16 protein-coding genes are annotated in these 17,869 nt (G+C 59.2%); 11 read left to right on the top strand and 5 right to left on the bottom strand.

Annotated elements, in window-relative coordinates; translation table 11 throughout:
* Window positions 1–197: 197 nt before the first annotated feature.
* The 3 genes from KQP88_RS23235 to rpmE form a co-directional block, all read right to left on the bottom strand.
* Window positions 198–1,466 (bottom strand): malic enzyme-like NAD(P)-binding protein, encoded by a 1,269-nt coding sequence (locus KQP88_RS23235; protein ID WP_025262294.1) that lies wholly within the window; start codon window positions 1,464–1,466, stop codon window positions 198–200.
* A gap of 184 nt (window positions 1,467–1,650) precedes the next feature.
* Window positions 1,651–2,454 carry a thermonuclease family protein gene (locus KQP88_RS23240; RefSeq protein ID WP_216706032.1) on the bottom strand — a complete coding sequence of 268 codons (804 nt, stop codon included), beginning with the start codon at window positions 2,452–2,454 and terminating at the stop codon, window positions 1,651–1,653.
* Window positions 2,455–2,477: 23 nt separating this feature from the next.
* Window positions 2,478–2,699, bottom strand: a complete 222-nt coding sequence (rpmE, locus tag KQP88_RS23245) for a 50S ribosomal protein L31 (RefSeq protein ID WP_216704289.1) — start codon at window positions 2,697–2,699, stop codon at window positions 2,478–2,480.
* A 165-nt stretch (window positions 2,700–2,864) separates the two neighbouring features.
* On the opposite strand from rpmE, the gene KQP88_RS23250 reads away from it, so the two are divergent.
* From KQP88_RS23250 to KQP88_RS23295, 10 genes are all read left to right on the top strand, one after another.
* Window positions 2,865–5,084 (top strand): primosomal protein N', encoded by a 2,220-nt coding sequence (locus KQP88_RS23250; RefSeq protein ID WP_216704290.1) that lies wholly within the window; start codon window positions 2,865–2,867, stop codon window positions 5,082–5,084.
* Between the two features lie 154 nt (window positions 5,085–5,238).
* Window positions 5,239–6,975, top strand: a complete 1,737-nt coding sequence (gene argS / locus KQP88_RS23255) for an arginine--tRNA ligase (RefSeq protein WP_216704291.1) — start codon at window positions 5,239–5,241, stop codon at window positions 6,973–6,975.
* A 1-nt stretch (window position 6,976) separates the two neighbouring features.
* The gene (locus KQP88_RS23260) at window positions 6,977–7,672 is read left to right on the top strand and encodes an SPOR domain-containing protein (protein ID WP_198725260.1); all 696 of its coding nucleotides are present in this window, start codon (window positions 6,977–6,979) and stop codon (window positions 7,670–7,672) included.
* Window positions 7,673–7,908: 236 nt separating this feature from the next.
* Window positions 7,909–8,439: an ATP-dependent protease subunit HslV gene (hslV, locus tag KQP88_RS23265; RefSeq protein ID WP_025262300.1), complete on the top strand. Its 531-nt coding sequence runs from the start codon at window positions 7,909–7,911 to the stop codon at window positions 8,437–8,439.
* Window positions 8,440–8,484: 45 nt separating this feature from the next.
* Window positions 8,485–9,822: an ATP-dependent protease ATPase subunit HslU gene (hslU, locus tag KQP88_RS23270; protein ID WP_200993724.1), complete on the top strand. Its 1,338-nt coding sequence runs from the start codon at window positions 8,485–8,487 to the stop codon at window positions 9,820–9,822.
* Between the two features lie 99 nt (window positions 9,823–9,921).
* Entirely contained in the window at window positions 9,922–10,299 is a 378-nt protein-coding gene (locus KQP88_RS23275; RefSeq protein WP_200993725.1) for a gamma-butyrobetaine hydroxylase-like domain-containing protein, read from the top strand.
* A 422-nt stretch (window positions 10,300–10,721) separates the two neighbouring features.
* On the top strand, window positions 10,722–12,401 hold the full coding sequence (gene phaC / locus KQP88_RS23280; protein WP_200993726.1) for a class II poly(R)-hydroxyalkanoic acid synthase: 1,680 nt from the start codon (window positions 10,722–10,724) through the stop codon (window positions 12,399–12,401).
* Between the two features lie 147 nt (window positions 12,402–12,548).
* Complete coding sequence (gene phaZ / locus KQP88_RS23285) at window positions 12,549–13,406, top strand: poly(3-hydroxyalkanoate) depolymerase (RefSeq protein WP_200993727.1); 858 nt, start codon at window positions 12,549–12,551, stop codon at window positions 13,404–13,406.
* 161 nt (window positions 13,407–13,567) lie between these two features.
* Window positions 13,568–15,253 carry a class II poly(R)-hydroxyalkanoic acid synthase gene (gene phaC / locus KQP88_RS23290; protein WP_200993728.1) on the top strand — a complete coding sequence of 562 codons (1,686 nt, stop codon included), beginning with the start codon at window positions 13,568–13,570 and terminating at the stop codon, window positions 15,251–15,253.
* Window positions 15,254–15,388: 135 nt separating this feature from the next.
* The gene (locus KQP88_RS23295) at window positions 15,389–16,003 is read left to right on the top strand and encodes a TetR/AcrR family transcriptional regulator (protein WP_216704292.1); all 615 of its coding nucleotides are present in this window, start codon (window positions 15,389–15,391) and stop codon (window positions 16,001–16,003) included.
* A 43-nt stretch (window positions 16,004–16,046) separates the two neighbouring features.
* Here the strand turns inward: KQP88_RS23295 and KQP88_RS23300 are convergent, their stop codons facing one another.
* Complete coding sequence (locus KQP88_RS23300) at window positions 16,047–16,823, bottom strand: phasin family protein (RefSeq protein ID WP_200993729.1); 777 nt, start codon at window positions 16,821–16,823, stop codon at window positions 16,047–16,049.
* 10 nt (window positions 16,824–16,833) lie between these two features.
* On the bottom strand, window positions 16,834–17,307 hold the full coding sequence (locus KQP88_RS23305) for a phasin family protein (RefSeq protein WP_216704293.1): 474 nt from the start codon (window positions 17,305–17,307) through the stop codon (window positions 16,834–16,836).
* A gap of 188 nt (window positions 17,308–17,495) precedes the next feature.
* On the opposite strand from KQP88_RS23305, the gene KQP88_RS23310 reads away from it, so the two are divergent.
* Complete coding sequence (locus KQP88_RS23310) at window positions 17,496–17,759, top strand: hypothetical protein (RefSeq protein WP_216704294.1); 264 nt, start codon at window positions 17,496–17,498, stop codon at window positions 17,757–17,759.
* Window positions 17,760–17,869 lie beyond the last annotated feature (110 nt).

Consider the following 17,869-nt stretch of genomic DNA (forward strand, 5'->3'; position numbering starts at 1 on the left):
GGCAACACATTTTCAGAGCCTGAACTGAAGCTGTCGCGGCCAAGGCCCCTCCCACGGATTGTGGTACAGCCGCCTGTTTTTTTGAAATCAGCCCGGTATTGAGGTGTGCGGTGCTCTTGCTTGCCGCTTGAAGCTTGTAACTTACAGCTCCCCATAAAAAAACCGGCCAAAAGGCCGGTTTTTTTATGGAGCTGCAATCAACCCTTGAACACATCATCCACGCTGGTCAGCGGGTAGTGTTTCGGGTACGGCTGGGTAGCAACGCCGCTCTCGATGGCAGCCTTGGCTACTGCATCGGAGATCAGGCCCAGCAGGCGAGCGTCCATTGGTTTCGGGATGATGTACTCACGACCGAATTCCAGTTTGATGCCGCCGTAGGCGTCGCTGACTTCCTGAGGTACAGGCAGCTTGGCCAGTTCGCGCAGGGCGTTGGCAGCAGCGATTTTCATCTCTTCGTTGATGCGCTTGGCGCGAACGTCCAGAGCACCACGGAAGATGAACGGGAAGCCCAGAACGTTGTTGACCTGGTTCGGGTAGTCGGAACGACCGGTCGCCATGATCACGTCGTCACGGGTAGCGTGAGCCAGCTCAGGGGAGATTTCCGGATCAGGGTTCGAGCAAGCGAACACGATCGGGTCCTTGGCCATCAGCTTCAGGTTTTCAGCGCTCAGCAGGTTAGGACCGGACAGGCCGACGAACACGTCAGCGCCATCCAGAGCTTCGCTCAGGGTGCGTTTTTCGGTCGCGTGGGCGAATACAGCCTTGTACTGGTTCAGGTCGGTACGGCCGGAGTGAACCACGCCAGTACGGTCAACCATGAAGATGTTCTCGATCTTCGCGCCCATGCTCACCAGCAGCTTCATGCAGGAGATGGCAGCAGCGCCAGCGCCCAGGCAGACGATCTTGGCGGTGTCCAGGCTTTTGCCCACGATTTCCAGGGCGTTGATCATGCCGGCTGCGGTCACGATAGCGGTGCCGTGCTGGTCATCATGGAAAACCGGGATGTCGCACTGTTCGATCAGGGCCTTTTCGATTTCAAAGCACTCAGGTGCCTTGATGTCTTCCAGGTTGATGCCACCGAAAGTGATGGAGATGCGCTTTACGGTGTCGATGAAAGCTTGCGGGCTTTCGGAGTCGACTTCGATATCGAAAACGTCGATACCGGCGAAACGCTTGAACAGAACCCCTTTACCTTCCATGACCGGCTTGGAAGCCAATGGGCCCAGATCGCCGAGGCCCAGGATAGCGGTGCCATCGGAAATAACTGCTACCAGGTTGCCTTTGCCGGTGTACTTGTAGGCAAGTTCAGGATCACGGGCAATTTCACGCACAGGTTCAGCAACGCCAGGGCTGTAAGCCAGGGACAGGTCACGAGCAGTTGCGGTCGGCTTGGTGAGTTCGACGCTCAATTTACCAGGACGTGGATTGGCATGGTATTCGAGCGCGGCAGTTTTCAAATCTGACATTTAGGGATTCCGCTTTTTTTACTGTGGGACAGACGGACCGCCGAGGATACGCAAGATGCATAGTCCTAACAAGACTGACCAGTCACTGCTGTCAATAGGCGCAGGTATAGACTTTACGCTTAGAGGCCTTGAATAGAATACTGCGGACCATTCATCAGTAAAAAGCCGGATTCGGCAATGAATGCTAGCGACTCGACAGGCTCAGCATGACCGGATGGGTAATCGGCATCATCCAGCGCGCCTGTCCTGACTCTAGACCACCGCGCCGGGAACGGTCCACTACCCAGCCGCGCGCCTCGATCTGCCTGCCTTTGAGGCGATCAAGCAGGCTGGCATCAAACAGAGGAATCTGCTCGGGAGCGATGCGCAATACCATCGACTCGGACAGCTCGATCCAGATACCGCCACGATTGCGCTGCACATCCCGAACCTGCCCGGAAACCAGGGCAAAGCCGCCCTTATCGATCTGCCCTGCTGGCTGGACCTGCGCATTGCGCCAGACACCCAATCCAGCCTGACGCGCCTTCAACTCGGCGCTCTTCTGGCAATCGACCAGCGCCACGTTGGGCGCAACCGCCACCAGATAACCCAGGCCTTCGCCCAGCATCTGCGCTTCCAGATTGGCGCCGTTGCGGCCATAGACATTGGCCAGCGTACGACCGTAATGGTCCTGTGCCTGCTCACCGACCCGCAGACTGACCTGACCACCGCTTTCATCCACCAGCGCTTGCAGGCGCCGCTGGGCGGCCACGGCAAAAGGCTCGGCGGACCGGCCGTTCTTGCCGGTTTCGGGGGTATTGAGGCCGATCATCCGCACATTGCGTCCGTCGGCAAGGCGCAAGGTGTCGCCATCTACCACCCGCTGCACCTGGGCGACCGGGAGCCCTTGAGGTGCCGGGCAGAAAGCCTGAGCGCCGGATGACCAGATCGCGGCCATAAAAAAGGCACCCACGAGGGGTGCCTTTTCAAGCTGCCTGGAGTAGCGCAAAAGCCAGCCCAGAGCGGCCAACATTACTTGGCTTTGGTTGCGCCGAACGTACCGAAACGCGACTTGAACTTGTCGACGCGGCCGCCAACGTCCAGAGTCTTCTGCTTACCGGTGTAGAACGGGTGGCACTCGTTGCAAACGTCCAGGCTCAGAGGCTGGGCGAGAGTCGAACGGGTTTTGATGACATTGCCGCAGCTGCAAGTAGCGTCAATGGCTTCGTAAACTGGATGGATATCAGCTTTCATGGATACTTCCTCGGTCTAGCGAGCCGCCACCCAACACTATTGTTGAATACCGCACGCAATCAGGCGGCGGATATTACCAGACAATCCGTCCGACGCAAGCGAACCTTTAAACCGGTCGTCTGCTAAGATCGCCCATCTTTCGCCCACCATCACAGGAAGCATCGCTTGCCAAACGCCATCCTGCGCCTGGCCCTGCCCTCGCCGCTTCGCCGCCTGTTCGACTACCGCGCACCCGCCGGAGTCTCGCGCAGCGCCTTGCAGCCCGGCATGCGTTTGCGGGTGCCGTTCGGACGGCGGGAAATGATCGGCATTCTGGTGGAAGTGGTCGATCACAGCGAAGTCCCCGACGAAAAGCTCAAGCCAGCCATCGCACTGCTCGACAGCCAGACGCCCATGCCTGCGTCGCTGTTCAAGCTGTGCCTGTGGACGGCCCAGTATTATCAACACAGCCTGGGCGACACACTGAGCTGGGCCCTGCCGGTACTGCTGCGCCAGGGCGAACTGGCCGAGACACGCCAGGAACGCTTCTGGCACGTTGCTTCCGGCGCAAGTGTCGATGACCCGCGCATCGCACGCGCGCCCAAGCAGCGCGAAGCCCTGACTACACTGGCCCAGCACCCCCATGGCGTGGCGCATCAGTTGCTCAGCAAACTGATGCTTAACAAGGAAAGCCTCAATCTGCTGCTGGCTAAGGGGCTGGTAGAAGTCGAAGTGCGCAGCCATGCCCCTGCTGCGCGCCATGAACGCTGGCTGGCGCAGCCGGAACTGCCGCTCAACAGCGAGCAACGTGCTGCCAGCGAAGCGATTCGTGCCGGTTTCGGCAGTTTTCATGCCTTCCTGCTGGCGGGCGTTACCGGCAGCGGCAAGACCGAAGTCTATCTGCAGTTGATCCGCGAAACCCTGGAGGCCGGCAAGCAGGCGCTGGTGCTGATCCCGGAAATCAATCTCGGGCCACAGACCCTGGCGCGCTTCGAGCAACGCTTCAATGCCCGGATCGCCCTGCTGCACTCGGCCGTCAATGATCGCGAACGACTGGACGCCTGGCTGGCGGCCCGGGATGGCGAGGCCGACATCATCATCGGCACCCGTTCGGCGCTGTTCACCCCGATGAAAAATCCGGGGCTGATCATCATCGACGAAGAACATGACGGCTCCTATAAACAGCAGGAAGGCCTGCGCTATCACGCCCGGGATCTGGCGCTGGTCCGGGCGCGGCAGGAAAACATCCCGATTGTGCTGGGCTCGGCCACGCCTTCACTGGAAAGCCTGCACAACGCCTACACCGGCCGTTATGGCCTGCTGCGCCTGAATCAGCGGGCTGGCGGCGCACAGCAGCCGCGCTTTCTGCGTCTGGACGTGAAAAGCCGACCGCTGGACAGCGGCATTTCCGGGCCGATGCAGCAAGCCATCGGCCAGACCCTTGCGGCAGGCCAGCAAGTGCTGGTTTTCCTCAACCGTCGTGGCTTTGCGCCAACCTTGCTGTGCCACGATTGCGGCTGGCTGTCGGGCTGCCAGCGCTGCGATGCGCGCATGACCGTCCATCAGCGCTCCGGCGAGCTGCGCTGCCATCATTGCGGCCATGTGGAGCGTGTACCACGTCAGTGCCCTTCGTGCGGCAAGGTGGATCTGCGGCCCGTGGGCGCAGGCACCGAACGGGCCGAGGAGCGGCTGGCGATTCTGTTCCCGGATTACCCGGTATTGCGCGTCGACCGCGACAGCACGTCGCGCAAGGATGCGATGAATCAGTTATTCGCTACCATTCAGCGCGGGCAGCCCTGCATTCTGGTAGGCACGCAAATGCTCGCCAAAGGTCATCACTTCCCCAGGGTGACACTGGTTTCGATTCTGGACGCCGATGGCGGGCTGTTTTCCGGCGACTTCCGCGCCAGCGAGCGCATGGCGCAGTTGATCGTGCAGGTAGCCGGGCGTGCTGGCCGCGCCGAAGAGCCGGGCAAAGTGATTATCCAGACGCATCTGGCCGATCATCCGCTGCTGATCCAGTTGACCGAGCAAGGCTACTTCGCCTTTGCCGAACAGGCCCTGAGCGAGCGACGTGCTGCCGGTCTGCCGCCCTTCTCGCATCTGGCCCTGCTGCGCGCCGAAGCCCACAAGCCGGGACAGGCAGAGGAATTCCTCGATCAGGCTTGCGCCGAAGCCGAGCAGTTGCTGGCCCAAATGAATCTGAGCGGCGTTGAACTACTGGGGCCGGTCCCTGCTCCCATGGAGCGACGCGCCGGACGCTACCGGTCGCAACTGCTGGTCCAGGCCAACGCCCGGGCGCCGCTGCATCGCATGCTCAGCACCTGGCTGTTGATGCTGGAACAAATGCCCAGCGGCAGGCAGGTGCGCTGGTCGCTGGATGTGGACCCGGTCGATCTTTATTGAGTGGCCCTTTTAGCGAATGAGCGGAGCACCGCCCGATTCGCTCCCGCAAGGTCATCAGGGTAAAGGTTGGCAAGGTGGCTCCAGCCACGGATAATGCCCAGTTTTTCCACCCGCGCATCCCGGCGCCACCGCGCTTGCGGTTGAAGAGAGCATCATGAAAGACACCATTCGCCAGCTGATTCAACAAGCCCTGACCCGTCTCGTCACCGAGGGCGTCTTGCCAGAAGGGCTGACGCCGGCGATTCAGGTGGAAAACGCCCGCGACAAGACCCACGGCGACTTCGCCAGCAATATCGCGATGATGCTCGCCAAACCGGCTGGCATGAAACCCCGTGATCTGGCTGAAAAGCTGATCGCTGCACTGCCTGCCGACGAGCAGGTCAGCAAGGTCGAAATCGCAGGCCCGGGCTTTCTGAACTTCTTCCAGAACACTCAGGCACTGGCTGCGCGCCTGGATGCCGCACTGGCCGACCCGCAGTTGTCGGTCCGCAAGGCTGGCGCAGCCCAGCGCGTGGTCGTCGACCTGTCGGCGCCGAACCTGGCCAAGGAAATGCACGTTGGCCACTTGCGCTCGACCATCATCGGCGACGGCGTGGCCAATGTCCTGGAGTTCCTGGGCGATACCGTGATTCGCCAGAACCACGTGGGCGACTGGGGCACCCAGTTCGGCATGCTGCTGGCCTACCTCCAGGAAAAACCGGCCACCAGCGACGAGCTGTCGGACCTGGAAAACTTCTACCGTGCCGCCAAGCAACGCTTCGACGAATCCGAAGAGTTCGCCGAGCGCGCTCGCGGTCTGGTGGTCAAGTTGCAGGCGGGCGACGCCGAATGCCTGGCCCTGTGGACGCGCTTCAATGAAATCTCGCTGTCCCACTGCCAGAAGACCTACGAACGCCTCAACGTCAAACTGACACCCGCCGACGTCAAGGGCGAAAGCGCCTACAACGACGATCTGGCCAATGTCGTCAGTGACCTGAAAGCTTCGGGCCTGCTGGTGGAAAGCAACGGCGCCCAGTGCGTCTTCCTCGAAGAATTCCGCACCGCCGAAGACACACCGTTGCCGGTCATCGTGCAAAAGGCCGGTGGCGGCTACCTGTACGCCACCACCGACCTGGCTGCCATCCGCTATCGCAGCAAGACCCTCAAAGCCGACCGCGTGCTGTATTTCGTGGACCAGCGTCAGGCCCTGCACTTCCAGCAGGTGTTTGAAGTTGCCCGTCGCGCCGGTTTCGTTCATGACGGCATGCAACTGGAGCACATGGGCTTCGGCACCATGAACGGCGCCGATGGCCGCCCGTTCAAGACCCGCGATGGCGGCACCGTCAAACTGATCGACCTGCTCGACGAAGCCGAAGAGCGCGCCTACACGCTGGTCAAAGAGAAAAACCCGGAGGTCGCCGAAAGCGAGCTGCGTACCATCGCCAAGGCCGTGGGCATCAGCGCCGTGAAATACGCCGACCTGTCCAAGCATCGCACCAGCGATTACAGCTTCAACTTCGATCAGATGCTGAGTTTCGAGGGCAACACCGCGCCGTACCTGCTCTATGCCTACACCCGCGTATCCGGTGTGTTCCGCAAGCTGGGCACGCCGTTCGATGCCAGCCAGGGCCAGATCGTTCTGCAGGCGCCTCAGGAGCAGGAGCTGGCTGCACGCCTGGCTCAGTTCGCCGAAACCCTGAACAATGTTGCAGAAAAAGGCACGCCTCACGTTCTTTGTGCTTACCTGTATGACCTTGCGGGTCTGTTTTCCAGCTTCTATGAAAACTGCCCGATCCTTGGTGCGGAAAATCCCGATCAGCAACAGAGCCGCCTGCGTCTGGCAGCGCTGACCGGTCGCACTCTCAAGCAAGGCCTGGATCTATTGGGTCTGGAAACTCTGGAGCGTATGTAAGTTGGCAGTTGCGAAGAAGAAACCGGCACCCAAGCGGGGCGCCAGCCGTTATCAGGCACCCGCGAAGAAGCCGATTCCAGGATGGTTATGGCTGGCGATTGGCTTGACCGTGGGCGCGTTCATCGTCTTTCTGATGAAGCTCGAACCCGGCGGTGAAGACGTCAAACGCGCCAAGGCCGAGGCCAAGGCAGCAAAAATCGCAGAAGCGAACAAGACGCCACCGAGCCCGACAGCGCCGGTCAAGCCCAAGTACGACTTCTACACGCTGCTGCCGGAATCGGAAGTGATCGTGCCGAACGAAGCGGTGCCGGAAAAGACGCCGCCGCCCGTGACCCCGATTGCACCGGTATCGCCGGAACAGGCTGCCAAGATCGACACTGCCCGCGCACAGGCGGCCCTCAGCGGCCTGACACCACCACCGGCGCCGCCTGTGTCGACCGCGAAACCGGCACCCGTGACGCAGTTCTTCCTGCAGGCGGGCTCGTTCCGCAAGAAAGAAGATGCCGACAAGGTTCGCGCGCAGATCATCCTGCTCGGTCAGACTTCGACAGTGGAGTCCGGCACGGTCAAGGAAGAAACCTGGTACCGGGTGCTGGTCGGCCCGTTCAGCAACCGCGAGCAACTGACCACCGCCCAGAAACAGTTGGCGAGCGGTGGATTTAGTAACCTGTTGTTGCAGCAGCGTAGCAAGCAGTAGCGAACGGCTTCTGGCCTCAATCACTTTGTGGGAGGCAGCTTGCTGGCGACTTCAGCGTACAGCCGCAGAGTATCTGCCGGTTTCAGGCTTTTTTCGCCAGCAAGCTGCCTCCCACGGGTTTTGTTGTGCCTTGACTGATCGGCATCGCAAATGAATTTGCGGTTGAAATACCCAGCCCCACCCCCATATGAGTCTGCATCAGGGCATTTTCGCCCCGCTGCGTGGAGACTCTCCCCTTGACCACCATCGTTTCAGTGCGCCGCCACGGCAAAGTCGTCATGGCTGGCGACGGCCAGGTTTCCCTGGGCAACACCGTCATGAAAGGCAACGCGAAGAAAGTACGCCGCCTGTATCACGGTGAAGTGATCGCCGGTTTCGCCGGAGCCACGGCTGACGCCTTCACGCTGTTCGAGCGTTTCGAAGGTCAGCTGGAAAAGCATCAGGGCCATCTGGTACGCGCCGCTGTCGAACTGGCCAAGGACTGGCGTACCGATCGCTCCCTCAGCCGCCTGGAAGCCATGCTGGCCGTCGCCAACAAGGACGCTTCGCTGATCATCACCGGTAACGGCGATGTCGTGGAGCCTGAAGACGGCCTGATCGCCATGGGTTCGGGTGGCGCATTCGCCCAGGCGGCTGCCCGCGCATTACTGCTCAAGACCGATCTGTCGGCCCGCGAAATCACCGAGACTGCATTGCACATCGCTGGCGATATTTGCGTGTTCACCAACCACAACATCACCATTGAGGAGCAGGACCTCGCTGAATAAGCCGCTGCCTAGCCGACTTCTTCTGCCTGAGGACCATCAATTACCATGTCCATGACTCCCCGCGAAATCGTCCACGAACTCAACCGCCATATCATCGGCCAGGACGATGCCAAGCGCGCCGTTGCCATTGCCCTGCGCAATCGCTGGCGCCGGATGCAGTTGCCTGAAGAGCTGCGCGTCGAAGTAACGCCAAAGAACATTCTGATGATCGGCCCGACCGGTGTCGGCAAGACCGAAATCGCCCGTCGCCTGGCCAAGCTGGCCAACGCGCCTTTCCTGAAGGTTGAAGCCACCAAGTTCACCGAAGTGGGCTATGTGGGCCGTGACGTGGAATCGATCATTCGTGATCTGGCCGACGCTGCCATGAAGCTGCTGCGCGAGCAGGAGATCGTCAAGGTTCGTCATCGTGCAGAAGATGCTGCCGAAGACCGCATCCTCGATGCGCTGCTGCCGCCAGCCCGCAGCGGTTTCAGCGAAGAACCGGTTTCGACCAGCGATTCCAATACCCGTCAGCTGTTCCGCAAGCGCCTGCGCGAAGGTCAGCTGGACGATAAGGAAATCGAGATCGAGATCAGCGAAACCATAGGTGTGGATATTTCCGCACCGCCGGGCATGGAAGAGATGACCAACCAGTTGCAAAGCCTGTTTGCCAACATGGGCAAGGGCAAGAAGAAGAGCCGCAAGCTCAAGGTCAAGGAAGCACTCAAGCTGGTGCGCGACGAAGAGGCCAGCCGTCTGGTCAATGACGAAGAGTTGAAGGTCAAGGCGCTGGAAGCCGTCGAGCAGCACGGTATCGTGTTCATCGACGAAATCGACAAGGTCGCCAAGCGCGGTAACTCCGGCGGTGTCGATGTCTCCCGTGAAGGCGTACAGCGCGACCTGCTGCCGCTGATCGAAGGCTGCACCGTGAACACCAAGCTGGGCATGGTCAAGACCGACCATATCCTGTTCATCGCTTCGGGTGCGTTCCACCTGAGCAAGCCAAGCGACCTGGTACCCGAGCTGCAAGGCCGTCTGCCGATCCGCGTCGAACTCAAGGCCCTGACACCTCAGGACTTCGAGCGCATCCTCAGCGAGCCGCATGCCTCGCTGACCGAGCAATATCGCGAACTGCTCAAGACCGAAGGCCTGGGCATCGAATTCCAGCCTGACGGTATCAAGCGTCTGGCCGAGATTGCCTGGCAGGTCAACGAGAAAACCGAAAACATCGGCGCCCGCCGCCTGCACACCCTGCTTGAGCGCCTGCTTGAAGAAGTGTCGTTCAGCGCCGGTGATCTGGCTGGCAGCCCTGATGCTTCGCCTATCCTGATTGATGCCGACTACGTCAACAGCCACCTGGGCGAACTGGCCAACGACGAAGACCTGTCGCGGTATATTTTGTAATAGCTGCAAGTTGGGAGCTGCAAGCTGCACGCGGATCGTGCTTGTAGCTTGCAGCTTCCTTCACTTGAGGCTTGCCGCTTAAAACTTGAGGCTCTTTTGATGCCCCCTATCCCCACAGCCATCGAACTGCATAAAGCCTCCAAAACCCTGACGCTGAAGTACGGGACGGATGAGGTCTATCATTTGCCTGCGGAGTTTCTGCGGGTGCATTCGCCTTCTGCCGAGGTTCAGGGCCATGGCAAGCCGATTCTGCAATTCGGCAAGCTGGGTGTAGGCCTGAGCAAGATCGAACCCGCTGGCCAGTACGCACTGAAACTGACCTTCGATGATGGCCACGATAGCGGTCTGTTCACTTGGGAATACCTTTACGAGTTGTCCAGACGCCAGGAATCCCTGTGGGAGGATTATCTGCTGGAGTTGAAAAAAGCCGGCAAGTCCCGCGACCCTTCCGAGCAGGTCATCAGGCTTATGCTCTAGTCATCAGAAAAGCGACGACATGCGCTCGTCTGTTTTTCCCGCTGCTCCAGTCCACACCCATCTTTCCCGGAAAGCTCTAGCCTGCCGTTTGACGTATTAGGAAGCGCTTTCTAATCTATTTTGTTTCAATATCCCGCGCAGCGGTCAATGACTGACGCTGCTTGCGATTTTTTGAAATCTCGCGTAACCAATGACTTTGGTAAATTCCCTGCATCCCTCCGATGCGCGAATAAGCAGTATGCAAAGCAGTGGTCACACGAAGCGCAGCTGTTCAGGCGCCTTCGCGGTAGCTTGCATAACAAAACCCGGGAATTGGCAGCCAAGCCATCATCGGTCACACGAGCAGTAGTACTGGCGACTCGCCTGTGTCACTGGTTCACAGGGAAAGTCAGTACTCGTCTCAGGACAATGGAGCGTCGTAGATGAGTAGCAAGAACAACGATGACCTGCAGCAGCATGCCTCTGAACACACCTTGGGTCTGAACCCGGTGGTTGGCTTGCGCCGCAAGGATTTACTGACCACCGCTCGCATGGTTCTGCGCCAGGCAATCAAGCAACCGTTCCACAGTCTCAAGCATGTCGCCCACCTGGGTGTTGAAATCAAGAACGTGATGTTCGGCAAGTCGGCCCTGCAACCTGCCGCCGACGACAGACGCTTTTCGGATCCGGCCTGGAGCCAGAATCCGCTGTATCGCCGTTATCTGCAGGGTTACCTGGCCTGGCGCAAGGAACTGCATGACTGGATCGACGGCAGCAACCTGACACCTCAAGACATCAGCCGTGGTCATTTTGTGATCAATCTGATGACCGAAGCCATGTCTCCGACCAATACGGCCGCCAACCCGGCGGCGGTAAAGCGGTTTTTCGAGACAGGCGGCAAAAGCATTTTCGATGGTCTTGCGCATCTGGCCAAGGATCTGGTGCACAACGGCGGCATGCCGAGCCAGGTCAACATGGACGCCTTTGAAGTCGGCAAGAACCTGGGCACTACCGAAGGCTCGGTGGTGTTTCGCAACGAAGTGCTGGAGCTGATCCAGTACAAGCCCATCACCGAGCAGGTTCATGAGCGGCCATTGCTGGTCGTGCCGCCGCAGATCAACAAGTTCTATGTCTTCGACCTGAGCCCGGAAAAGAGCCTGGCGCGCTTCTGCCTGCGCAGCAACGTGCAGACCTTCATCATCAGTTGGCGCAACCCGACCAAGGCACAGCGTGAGTGGGGCCTTTCCACCTACATCGAAGCACTCAAGGAAGCAGTCGATGTGGTGACTGCCATCACCGGCAGCAAAGACATCAACATGCTCGGCGCCTGTTCCGGCGGCATCACCTGCACTGCATTGCTGGGGCATTACGCCGCGCTGGGCGAACAGAAGGTCAACGCCCTGACGCTGCTGGTCAGCGTGCTGGACACCACGCTGGATACCGAAGTCGCCCTGTTCGTCGATGAGCAGACCCTGGAAACAGCCAAGCGCCACTCCTATCAGGCCGGCGTACTGGAAGGTCGCGACATGGCCAAGGTATTCGCCTGGATGCGCCCCAACGACCTGATCTGGAACTACTGGGTCAACAATTACCTGTTGGGTAACGAACCGCCCGTGTTCGACATTCTGTTCTGGAACAATGACACCACTCGCCTGCCGGCCGCCTTTCATGGCGACCTGATCGAGATGTTCAAGAACAACCCGCTGACCCGCCCCAATGCCCTTGAAGTCTGCGGCACGCCGATCGATCTGAAGCAGGTCACCAGCGACGTGTTCTGTCTGGCGGGCACCAACGACCACATCACGCCCTGGGCTTCCTGCTACAAGTCAGCCCGCCTGTTTGGTGGCAAGACCGAGTTCGTGCTGTCCAGCAGCGGCCATATCCAGAGCATTCTCAACCCGCCGGGCAACCCCAAGGCTCGCTACATGACCAACCCGGAACTGCCGCCCGAGCCTTCGGTCTGGCAGGAAAACGGGACCAAGCACACCGATTCGTGGTGGCTGCACTGGCAGGCCTGGAAGACAGAACGTTCAGGCAAGCTCAAGAAAGCGCCTGCGGCACTGGGTAACAAGGCATTCCCGCCAAGTGAAGCCTCGCCGGGTACATACGTTCACGAACGCTAAGCTGATAGAGACGAGCGAATGCTTGCTGCCGGGTCCAGGACGGAAGTACCGGCAACAGGCAGGCGCAAACATGACCGTCGCACCTCGGTCGATCTGGTAAAAGCGCAGGACGGCTTTCCCAGCGGTTTAACCAACAGGGCTTAGCGTATGCCTCAACCGTTTGTTTTCCGTTCCATCGATCTGGACGGTCATACCATCCGCACCGCAGTGCGACCCGGCAAGAGCCATCTGACGCCCTTGCTGATCTTCAATGGCATCGGCGCCAACCTCGAGTTGGTGTTTCCGTTTGTCGACGCGCTGGACCCGGATCTGGAGGTCATCGCTTTCGATGTACCGGGAGTCGGTGGCTCTTCGACGCCCAGCCGCCCTTATCGTTTTCCGGGGCTGGCGAAGCTGGCGGCGCGCATGCTCGATTATCTGGATTACGGCCAGGTCAATGCGATTGGTGTGTCATGGGGCGGAGCACTGGCTCAGCAGTTCGCTCACGACTATCCCGAGCGCTGCCGCAAACTGGTGCTGGCGGCGACGGCGGCCGGCATGATCATGGTGCCGGGCAAACCTCGTGTGCTGTGGTTGATGGCCAGCCCACGGCGTTATATCCAGCCGTCCCATGTCATCCGCATTGCGCCGGAAATCTATGGCGGTGCCTTCCGACGCGATCCGTATCTGGCAGCCAATCATGCGGCCAAGGTGCGTTCGTCCGGCAAGCTGGGTTACTACTGGCAACTGTTCGCCGGCATGGGCTGGACCAGCGTCCACTGGCTGCACAAGATCCATCAGCCGACGCTGGTCCTGGCCGGCGACGACGATCCATTGATCCCACTGGTAAATATGCGCCTGCTGGCCTGGCGTATACCCAATGCCCAGCTACACATAATCGATGACGGTCATTTGTTTCTGATCACACGAGCCGAAGCCGTGGCTCCCATCATCATGAGTTTCCTGCAGCAGGAACGCCAACGCGCTGTCATGCATCCACAGCCCACACCACCCCGAGGGCACTGATCCAACCCGTCGTACTCAACGAAGCAGGAAAGCTTCGAGACAATCCGCTTTACCGACTGCGCCAAGACAGGAGTGTCACACGGAGCAGAACGACGCAGGCTGCCATAACTGGCGCTGCGTCAGACCACTGGTTGATGGCTTGACGAAGGAGTGTTGCCCTCATGCGAGAAAAATCAACGAAGGTCGCCGCCACGACTCCGGCGACTTACATAAATGCACAAAGCGCTATCACCGGCCTGCGCGGCCGAGACCTGTTTCATACCCTGCGCAGCGTCGCCTCCCAAGGCTGGAAACATCCGCTGCGCAGCGCCCGACATGCCCTGGCACTGGGCAGCCAGTTGGGCAAAGTGATGCTTCTGGGAGATATGCCCCATACCCCCAACCCGCGTGACAGCCGATTCGCAGACCCGACCTGGAGCCTGAACCCGCTGTACCGTCGTGGCTTGCAGGCTTACCTGAGCTGGCAGCATCAGACCCGACTCTGGATCGATGAAAGCGACCTGTCCAAGGATGACCGGGCGCGGGCGCACTTTCTCTTCTCACTGATCAACGATGCGCTGTCGCCGTCCAATACCCTGCTCAACCCGCTGGCCATCAAGGAGCTTTTCAACTCAGGCGGCAGCAGCGTACTCAAGGGCCTGGGCCACATGGCCGACGACCTGCTGCACAACAATGGCCTGCCTCGCCAGACCACCAAGGATGCCTTCGAGATTGGCCGTACGCTCGCCACTACTCCGGGCTCCGTGGTGTTTCGCAACGAAATGTTCGAGCTGATCCAGTACAAGCCGATGAGCGAAAAACAGTACTCGCGGCCCTTGCTGATCGTCCCGCCACAGATCAACAAGTTCTACATTTTCGACCTGAGCCCCACCAACAGCTTTGTGCAGTACGCCCTGAAGAATGGCCTGCAGACCTTCGCCATCAGTTGGCGCAATCCCGATGTGCGGCATCGTGAATGGGGGCTTTCCAGTTACGTCGAAGCGACCGAAGAGGCCATGAACATCTGCCGGGCGATTACCGGCGCACGGGAAGTCAATCTGCTGGGCGCCTGTGCCGGAGGCCTGACCATTGCTGCCCTGCAAGGCCATTTACAGGCCAAGCGGCAGATCCGCCGGGTCGCCAGCGCGACTTACATGGTCAGCCTGCTGGACAGCCAGATCGAAAGCCCGGCCACGCTGTTCATCGACGAAGAAGCCCTGGAAGCCGCCAAGCGTCGCTCGTATCAGCGCGGCGTGCTGGAGGGCAGCGACATGGGCCGGATCTTTGCCTGGATGCGCCCCAACGACCTGATCTGGAGTTACTGGATCAACAACTATCTGCTGGGCAAGACTCCGCCCGCGTTCGACATCCTGTACTGGAACAACGACACCACGCGCTTGACGGCAGCGCTGCATGGCGACCTGCTGGACTTCTTCAAACACAATCCGCTCAGCCATCCGGGCGGCCTGGAAGTCTGCGGCACGCCCATCGACCTGCAGAAAGTGACAGTGGACAGCTTCAGCATTGCCGGCATCAACGACCACATCACGCCCTGGGATTCAGTCTATCGCTCAACGCTGCTGCTGGGCGGTGAGCGACGTTTCCTGCTGGCCAACAGCGGCCATGTGCAAAGCATCCTCAACCCGCCGGGCAACCGCAAAGCCAACTTTGTCGAGAACGACAAACTGAGCAGCGACCCGCGGGCCTGGTACTACGATGCCAAACACAACGAGGGCAGTTGGTGGCCAACCTGGCTGAAATGGATTCAGGAACGCTCCGGCACCCAGCACGAAACCCGGATCGAACTGGGCAACGCCAATTACCCTGCGATGGAGGCTGCGCCTGGAACCTATGTGCATGTGCGTTGAAGGTATAAGCAGGAGTGAACTCATTCGCGAGACGTCATTGAAGGCGACAGGTTTTCTTCGGATGCATGGGCCTGTCGCGAATAAATTCGCTCCTACAACCGGTTTGCGCTCCCGAACCCCAACCAAGAAGACTGGATGAAAACCCGCGACCGCATACTTGAATGCGCCCTGACACTGTTCAATCAGCAGGGCGAACCCAATGTCTCCACGCTGGAAATCGCCAACGAACTGGGTATCAGCCCCGGCAATCTCTATTACCACTTCCATGGCAAGGAGCCATTGGTGATGGGACTGTTCGAGCGCTTCCAGGCCGAACTGGCCCCGTTGCTCGACCCGCCTGCCGATGCGCGACTCAATGCAGAAGATTACTGGCTGTTCCTGCACCTGATCGTCGAGCGCCTGGCGCACTACCGTTTTCTGTTTCAGGACTTGTCCAACCTGGCCAGTCGCCTGCCCAAGCTGGCACGCGGCATTCGCAACCTGCTCAACTCCCTCAAACGCACCCTGGCTTCGCTACTGGCCAGACTCAAGGCTCAAGGGCAATTGATCAGCGAAACCCAGGCACTGGGCCAACTGGTGGAGCAGATCACCATGAACCTGCTGTTCTCGCTGGACTATCAGCGCATTCTGGGACGCGAAGGGGAAGTACGGGTGGTGGTCTATCAGATCATGATGCTCGTGACACCGCATCTGGTGCCGACATCGAGGCAGGCGGCCGAAGAGCTGGCCATGCAGTATTTGAGCAGGTAACCCGACCTGTCGAACAGGTCGGGCTGGATGCAGCAACCTGTTATCAGGCCTGACCGGTGGTTGGCGTCGACGCAGGGGGTGTCGACGGCGCAGCAGCCGGAGAAGCAGCAGGTGTCGCCGAGGCCGACGCTGCTGGTTTGGCAGCCGGTTTTGCAGCCGGCTTCCTGGCAGCAGGTTTTTTCGGAGCGGGTTTGGCTGCCGATTTGGCCTTGTCTGCTGTCGAAGACGCAGCCTTGCTCACAGCATCGACCGGCTTGGCGGCAGCTTTCTTGACTGCCGGTTTGGCCGCTGCGGTTTTGGTCGCAACCTTGTCTGCGGTTTTCGCCACAGTCTTGGCAGCAGCCTTGGCCAGCGGTTTCGCCGTGCTTTTGGCTGGTGCTGTCGAACGGGACGCAACCGGCTTGGCCTTGGCGCCTGTCAGCAGCTCGATCTGGCGGGTCAGTTCATCGACCTTGCCATGCAACGCCTGCACTTCATTACGGCTCGGCACACCGAGGCGCGAAATGGCACTGTTCAGACGCTTGTCGAACGCGCCTTCGAGTTCATTCCATTTGCCCAGCGCGAGATCCTTGACGTCACCCACACGGGACTTGGCAGCCTTGGCAGTATCCTTGGCATTGTCGAGTTGCTTCTCGGCCTCTGCCTTGGTCTGCTTCTCGGCCTTTTCGCCGTCCTTTACCAGTGTTTCAAATAACTTACTGCCGTCATTGCTGATCTTGGAGTAAGCGCCCAAACCAGCCAGCCAGATCTGGCGAGAGTATTTTTCAACCTCGCCAATCCAGGAGCTGCCTTCTTTTTCAACTTTTTTCTTGCCAGCCATCCTGCTCTCCTTAATGTTCAGGCTCGATACGTTCGAGCTTTTTGGGCTCATTACGCTCGAGCTTTTTAGGCCCGACACGTTCAAGCAATGCCGTCAGCTCATCGAGCTTAGCAGAGAGTGTCTCAACATCATGTTTAGATGGAATGCCAATCCGGTTCAAGCCCTTGGCGACACGGCGATCAAAGGCGCTTTCGATCTTGTCGAGCTGAGCTTCGACACGGCCCTTGACGCTTGAAACCTCACCTTTGATCGAATCGATTTCGCTGTTGGCCGCTTCGAGCTTTTCGTCGACAGCCTTCTTGGCGTCTTTCTGCACTTTTTCGCCAGTCTTGATCAGCTCTCTGACGTACTCGGTGCCCTCCTGATTGGCCTTGGCATAAGCGCCCAGACCTGCCAGCCAGATTTTGCGGGCATACAGTTTCACTTCGGAAAACGTGGTTGCCTGATCGTCTTCAACTTTTTTCTTCAGGGTAGCCTTGGCCATGGTGCACCTCACTCTCGAAAGTTCAAGGAACCGCCCTTGTCGGGGCATGACTCAAAAGTACGGAGAAAAATTAGAATGCACACCCTAGGTCCTCGACCACCGCTCACTATCTTTTCGGGAACGGTTAATTCGTAGCTAAAATGAGCGAAACCTTGTTTACTACGGCGTAGTGACTAGTGGAGGCAATCATGGCAAAAGCCGCACGTAAAAAGCTGTCTGAGGAAGCGATTGAAAACCTTGAGGGACATATTCCCGAAATAGCTGCAAGCGCCACTTCTGCTGCGTATTACCGCGCCCTGGCTGCTGGCCACACCGTCGTGCAGGTCAAAGGAGTGAATGTCGTGGCATCCGACGCCGATGGCAACACTCGCATCATTGCAGCGGCCAAGCCACGTCGTAAAGTCACTGTAGGTCAGGTCATCAAGGTGCGCAGGCTGGATGTAAGTGCCTAACGTGCGGTCTTGAAAATAAGCTCTCCAAATTAATATCCATGCTTTGCCGCTGATCACGCCCTTAGGGACGAGAGGATGAGCAGTCAAATACTGTTCTGAGCCCCAAAGAA

The organism is Pseudomonas lijiangensis, assembly GCF_018968705.1.
In the GTDB taxonomy this organism is placed as follows: domain Bacteria; phylum Pseudomonadota; class Gammaproteobacteria; order Pseudomonadales; family Pseudomonadaceae; genus Aquipseudomonas; species Aquipseudomonas lijiangensis.